Annotated in this window: 4 protein-coding genes; all 4 read left to right on the top strand. The window is 69.4% G+C overall.

Features of this window, described 5'->3' with window-relative positions:
• On the top strand, positions 1-3,409 hold a 3,409-nt coding region (locus tag EB084_16375; protein NDD29833.1), incomplete at its 5' end, for an amino acid adenylation domain-containing protein.
• Complete coding sequence (locus EB084_16380) at positions 3,115-4,221, top strand: NAD-dependent epimerase/dehydratase family protein (protein ID NDD29834.1); 1,107 nt, start codon at positions 3,115-3,117, stop codon at positions 4,219-4,221. The genes EB084_16375 and EB084_16380, both read left to right, overlap by 295 nt.
• A complete protein-coding gene (locus EB084_16385; protein ID NDD29835.1) occupies positions 4,143-4,640 on the top strand; it encodes a hypothetical protein in 498 nt (165 codons plus the stop codon). The genes EB084_16380 and EB084_16385 overlap by 79 nt, the downstream gene beginning before the upstream one ends.
• Positions 4,641-4,797: 157 nt before the next feature.
• Positions 4,798-6,897 carry a radical SAM protein gene (locus EB084_16390; GenBank protein ID NDD29836.1) on the top strand — a complete coding sequence of 700 codons (2,100 nt, stop codon included), beginning with the start codon at positions 4,798-4,800 and terminating at the stop codon, positions 6,895-6,897.
• Positions 6,898-7,079: the final 182 nt, after the last annotated feature.

Consider the following 7,079-nt stretch of genomic DNA (forward strand, 5'->3'; position numbering starts at 1 on the left):
CATCGTGGCTCCGCGAACCCCCACCCAGGCGCGCGTGCAGAAGCTCTGGACCGAGGTTCTGGGCCTCGCGCAGCTGTCGGTCGAGACCCCACTGGTGGAGGCCGGGATGGACTCCATCATGGCCATTCGCGTCTGCGCGAAGCTGCGCGCCATGGGCTACGCGGTCTCGGTGGCGACCCTCTTCGCCTATCCCACCGTGGCGGCCCTGGCCGACGCACTCGACGCGCAGCAGCCCGCGCCCGCCGCACCTCGCGCGGCAACCGCGCCGCCCGCGGCCGCACCCGCCTCGGTCGATCGCGCGCCCCTCACCGAGGTGCAGCAGGCCATGATCGCCACCTCTGAGCTGCACCCCGACGAAGGCACCTATATCGAGCAGATCGTCTACCTCGTCGACGACGACGTCACCGAAACAGTGATCTCGCGATTCCATGCGTGCCTGTCGGCACAGCCCCTCGGGCGGCTCACCGTGGCCGACGAGGCGGGGCAGTGGGCGTTCGTGACGGCCCCTCAGCCGGCGCCGGCGCCCGCGTTCGTCGACGGGGGCGACGCGCAGGCGCTGGGCGCCTTCCTCGCCGCTGACCGCGCCCGTGGGTTCACCCTCTCGCAGGCGCCGCTCTGGCGACTGTCGGCGGTGGGCATCGGCGGGGGACGACGCTGCATCGTGTGGACCCATCATCACGTGCTGCTCGACGGGTGGAGCCTGCTGGCGCTGCAGGCCGAGATGCTGCGGTCCGCCGCAGGCGAGGCCCCACGCCCCCTCGGAAACGGCCTCTCCGATCTGGCGGCCTTCCACGGCGCGCTGCAGGGCTGGACCGAGAGCCACACCCGCGAGGCCGAGGCCTTCTGGACCCGCACCCTCGAGGGGGTCGAGATCACCGAACCGCTACAGGTGAGCGCCACGCCGCCCGTGGCCGACATCGAGGGCGAGACCGACGCGAGCCTGTCTTCCGGGGCGCTCACGCTCGATCGCGTGTACGGGCTGGCCGCGCGTGAAGGCGTGCGCGTCGATCGCGTCACCGTGGCGGTCGAGAAGCGCACCCTAGCGGCGCTCTGCACACTGGCGAACGTCACCCCCAGCACGGTGCTGCGCTCGGCCTGGGGTCGGGTGTATGCCCACCATGTGAATCGCAGCGACGTGCTGCTGGGAGTGACCAGCTCCGGACGCTCGCTGCCGATGGACGGCCTCGAGGGCTTCGTCGGGTGCACGCTGGTCACGTTCCCCGTGCGCATGAAGCTCGACCCGGAGCAGCCGATCACCGAATGGCTGCAGGCCTCGCACGCGGCCGCGCTCGAGGCGATGGAGTGGGAGCACCTCTCGTTCGCGCGCATCGCCGATCTGGCCACGGGCGGCACGTCAGCCCGCCTGCTGCACCACATCTTCGTCTACGAGGACGGCTACGGCCTCGAGGCGCCAGCAGCGACCGGCGTGACGCCGCTGGGCAGCATCGATCAGACCGACTACCCGCTCATCGTGCAGGTCGACGCCACGCACGATCCCGTCGAGGTCCACTTCAGCTTCGATCCCTCGCGGTACAGCCGCGATCACGTCGCGTCGGTGGCGCGCCGGTTCCGCCTGGTGCTCGATCAGATGGTGCGCTCACCGCATGCGCGGGTGGGCGACATCGAGCTGGTGAGCGCGACAGAGAAGCGACGGCTGCTGGCCGAGCAGCCCGTGCAGGTCGACCTTGGACCGCTGAACGTGCCGGCACGCATCGATCGCGTCATCACGTCAACGCCCGACGCCCCCGCCCTGTGCTTCGAAGGCGAGACCATCTCGTACGGATCGCTCGACACCGCCATCGAGGCCATCCGCGCGCGCCTGCAGGACGCCGGGGTGCGCGAGGGGCAGGCGGTGGCGCTGATCATGCCGCGGAGCCCGCTCGTCATCGCAAGCATCCTGGCCGTCTGGCGGATCGGAGCGCACTACGTGCCCCTCGATCCGGCGCTGCCCACGCTGCCCGCCACGCAGATGCTCATCGACGCCGCCCCCGCGGCGGTTCTCACCGCGGGCGATGTACCCGACCTGCAGGCCAAGACGGCCGGGCAGTGTCACATCAGCCTGCCCGCGCTGTCGTCGCTGCTCTCGCCCCCACCTCCGCGCCGCGATCGGCCACGCCTCAGCGGCGACCTCGACGCGCTGGCCTACGTGCTCTACACCTCCGGCTCGACCGGCGCGCCGAAAGGCGTGATGCAGACCCATCACACCCTCTTGAACATGGGAATGTGGATGGCGCGCGAGATGCACATCGACGCCTCTGACCGCATGGTCTACAAGACGCCATACACCTTCGACGTCAGTCTGCCCGACATGTTCTATGCGCTCTGCGTGGGCGGCACCGTGGTGATCGCGCGCGATGGCATGCACGCCGACCCGGACTACCTGATCGATCTGGTGAACGCGACCCAGGCCACCATCATCCAGTTCGTGCCGTCGATGCTCGACGTCTTCATGACGTCGGGCGGCCTCGAGAAGACGCCGTCGCTGCGCTGGGTCATGGCAGCGGGTGAGCGCCTCACCCTGGCGCAGGTGCGCACGTTTCAGCGAATCCAGGCCGAGCACGGCCTGGGCGTGACGCTGCGCAACCTCTACGGTCCCACCGAGACGTTCTACATCACCGACGTGCGCATCACCGACGACGACGCCGCGCGCGACACCGACCCACCCATCGGGACGGTGTTCCCCAACAACGCCGCCTATGTGCTCGATCGGCTCGGCGCACTCTGCGGCACGGGGGTGAGCGGTGAGTTGGTGATCGCGGGGAACCACGTGGCCCGCGGTTACCTGCGACGGCCCGAGCTCACGGCCGCGCGCTTCATCGCCGACCCGTTCTCCCATCGGGTGAATCGCGGCGAGAGCACGATCGCGCGCGCCTATCGCACGGGAGACACCTGTTTCTGGGGCAGCGACCACCAGCTGCACTACCTCGGGCGCTCTGACGACCAGGTGAAGATCAACGGCGTGCGCATCGAGCTGGGCGCCGTGGTCGCAGCCCTCACGCAGATCCGGGGGGTGCACCGCGCCGCGGTCACGCCATCTGAAGAGAAGCCGCCGGTGCTGCTCGCCTTCGTGCAGGCTGAGAGCGGAACCCTCGACGCCGAGCAGGTGCGGGCCGAGTGCACGCGGCGCCTGCCGCCCGCCGCCGTTCCCGCGCACGTGATGGTGGTCGACACCACCTGGCCCAGTTGCGCGCGCGAGCCCGCGAGCAGCGCGCCGGGGCGGTGGCGGAGACGGGCTTTCGCGCGCCATCGGGAGAGCTCGAGGAGCGGGTGGCCGATCTGCTGCGCCAGATCCGCCCCGAGATCGCCGCGCTCTCGGCCACGGCGTCGATCTTCGACTCGGGATACACGTCGCTCGACGCCGTTCGCCTGGCCGTGGGCCTGCGCCGCGCGGGCCACCCCCTCGAGGTAGCCGACTGCTACGCGCTCGGGAGCATCGCCGCCATCGCGGCACGCCTCGGCGGTGAAGCGGCGCCGGAGGTTGCCCGCGGCGGCGGCGTGGTCTCCCACGGTCCCGACTGGGCCGCGTTCGTTCGTCGCGCCATCACCCATCTCGAGACCTTCGAATCGCGCAGCCGGACGGCGCCAGACCCATCGTGGGCCTTCCTCGACGCGGGAACCGCGGTCATCACGGGCGCCTCGGGATTCCTCGGCCGTCACCTGGCCGCGGGCCTGCTCCGACAAGGGCGACGCGTGCTGCTGCTGGGTCGCGACATCGGGGGAAGGGCCGCGGCGGCGCTGCAACGCGCCGACGCGGGCCTCGACGTGGCGGGCGCCGTGGCCAGCGGACGCCTGCGCATGGCCGACTGCGATCTGAACGCGCCCGGCCTGTCGCTGTCGCCCGATCTGCTGCGCTGGCTGTCGACGTCGAGCGGGCCCGTGATCCACGCGGCGGCGCTGGTGCACCACCTGTTCCCCTACGAGCGTCTCGAGCGAGAGAACGTGCTCGCCGTGGCCGAACTGGTGAAGCTGCTCGCGTCACGCGGTCGCGGCCGCCTCGTCTTCGTCTCGACCGTGGCCACGGCCCTCGGGCAGGCGCTCGACGCAGACGGGTACGCGGTCTCATCGCACCCCCCTCCGTTCGGCGGGTACGTCGAGTCGAAGTGGGTGGCCGAGCACGTGGTGCAGCCGGCCAGGACGCCATCGTGGTGCGTCCTCCCCGCCTCTACGCCTCGCCCACCACGGGCGCCTACAACGAGCGCGACGCGCTCATGCGCCTGTTGATCGGATGCATCGACGCGGGCATCGTGCCCGACCGCATCGGTTCGGAGCCCCTCGTGACCGTCGACGACGCAGTCGACGCGCTCTTGCGTCGGGCGACCGACGCCGCCGCCCCAGCGGCCTCGCAGCTGCCCTGGGTCGACGTCGAGGTGGGCGATCTCTTCGCCGAGATCCGATCACAGGGAATATCGCTCGAGGCGCTGCCCGTCGACACGTGGCGCGAGCGCATCCTCACCCTCGAGGGGAATGCGGCCATCCCCGTGCTCAGCGACTTCGGCCTGGGCCCCGGTGAGACGCCCGCCACGGTCGACTACACGGCGGTAGCCCCCGCGCTCGGCGACGAGGCCGCGAAGGCCATGCGCGAGCGGGTCGTGGCGGCCACCCGGGTCTTCGCGGCCAATGCGCGGCCAGGCGGCGTCTGACACGTCAGCCCGCTCCATTGACATGAGCCCCGAAGGACGACGCCTCCGCTAGAACGAACCTGTGAAGCGCGGTGAATCAGAGACATGCTCGTCTTCGCTCGGGCGAGAGCCCTGCCAGGCGAACACCTCGAGCGCACCCGCAGCCACGGAGGACTGAATGCCCGTATCGACGCATCCGCGCAACGTGCTCATCTCGCAGCCCCAGCTCGCCGAGTTCGGCGTGCCGTACCTGCCGATGATGTGGGGGGTGTTGAAGACGTACTGGGAGGAGCACGGCGCTCATCCGCACGCCGCAACGTGGCTCGACCCCGTGCGCGCCATGGCGCCCGTGAACGACCTGCTCACGCAGGTCGGCGATCACGCCATCGATGTGCTGGGGCTCAGCGCCTACACGTGGAACTGGAGCCTGCAGTGCGAGCTCGCCATCGAGGTGAAGCGGCGCAACCCCGGCTGTCTCGTGGTGGCGGGGGGGCCCGAGCCGGACTACAAAGACCCCGCATTCTTCCAGAAGCACCCGTACATCGATCTGGTCGCCGTGAAAGACGGCGAGATCACGTTCAACCGCATCCTCGAACGGGTGATCGAGGCCGGCGACCTGCGTGACCTGCTGGCTGAGCCACGTGCGGCGTTCGGCCACATCCGCGGCCTCTACATGGCGAACCCGGACGGGGGCGGACACATCCACACCGGCCCGGCCGAAACGCCCGCGAGCTTCGAGACCAGCGCGTACCTGGCCCAGCGCGACTACTACGAGAAGATCATCGACGAGAGAAACGGCCTGGTTGTGGCGGTCTGGGAGACCAATCGCGGCTGCCCCTACAGCTGCGCCTACTGCGACTGGGGCTCGGCCACCATGTCGAAACTGCGCCAGTTCAGCCTCGAGCGCGTCATGGCCGAGGTCGAGTGGTTCGGCCAGGTGAAGCTGTCATCGGTGCTCTGCGCCGACGCCAACTTCGGCATCCTGCCGCGCGACGTGCAGATCGCCGAGAAGGTGGCCGACGTTCGCCGCCGCACGGGGTATCCGCTGTCGTTCTCGTACAACACGGCCAAGAACAACCCGGGGCGCACGGTGGCGGTGGCCAAGGCCTTCACCGAGGTGGGCCTCATGTCGGGATACAACGTGTCGGTGCAGCACACCGACCCCGAGGTGCTGGCCGCCACGAAGCGCGACAACATCCGCATCGACAAGCAATACGAGGCGGCCCGCCAGCTCATCAACGAGAACGGGCTTGCGGTGTTCTGCCAGCTCATCCTCGGCATCCCGGGCGATACCCTCGCGAAATGGAAGCGGTGCTTCCCCGATCTGATGGAAGAGGGGATGCACGCCTACTACTGGATCTTCCCCTACAACCTGCTGCCCAACGCGCCTGCCGCCGACCGCGAGAACCTCGAGCGCTGGCAGGTGCGCACGGTCAGCCGCTACTTCCTGCTGAACTACGGCACGCGCAGCAACAGCCCCAGCGACGCGGTCGCGATGGTGAGATCGAGGCTCATCGTGGGCTGCTCGTCGTTCAGCGAGAGCGACTGGGTCGACATGATGGCGTACGCGTCGCAGATCAAGGCGCTGCACAGCTCGGGAATCACCGAGCAGGTCGCCATGTACCTGCGCTGCGTGCACGATGTGCGCTACGCCGATTTCTACGACGACCTCTTCACGAACTTCCTCCACTCCGACGCGAGCCCGACCCGGGCCTGGTTCGCCGAGATGCGGGCGACCTTCCAGAGGTATCTCGACAATGACGACTTCCTCGGCTTCATGACGATGGAAGAGCTCTCGGCATATGCGATGCAGCTCGAGCCCGCTCGCTGGCTGCTCACGAAGCTGGCCATGAACCGCGACGCCTTCTTCGATTCGCTCACGACCTACCTCTGCGCGCGCTGGCCCCAGGCCCCTGCGCTGCGCAGCGTGCTGCAGTGGTCGCGCCACGTGCTCATCACCGCCGACTACGACCTTCGCATGGGCAAGCGGTTCCCCATCGAGCACGACTGGCCCACCTGGTTCGCCGCGGCGCGAGCGGTCATGACCTACCAGCCCTTCGACGAACCCACGCCCCTCCCAGCAGGCACTGTCGCCGAGGTCAGCGATACCGGGTCGCTCGACGGCGGCTCGCTCCGCGAGATCGACTGGGGCGGTGGACCGATGCGCCAGCGCTGGGAGCGCTGGATCGAGCTCATGGCCACCGGGCGCACCGCGAGCAGCAAGAACACATTCCAGCAGATCAAGCTGCTCGAGGGGGCGGGCGTGCTGGTCTGGTAGCCCTGTGCGGCGCCAGGCGGCCGCCCCCCTGCGGGGGAAAAGCAGGGTGCCGGCTTTTTCGATGGGGGAAAAGCCGGGGGCCGGCTTCTTCGCAGGTCGGCGGGGGGCTGAGGCTGCACCTGTACCTCAGTTACCCAAGGTGCCGATGACGATGCGATCCTTGCTCCACAGGGCAAACGCGC

The sequence above is a fragment of the Pseudomonadota bacterium genome (assembly GCA_010028905.1).
Taxonomy (GTDB): domain Bacteria; phylum Vulcanimicrobiota; class Xenobia; order RGZZ01; family RGZZ01; genus RGZZ01.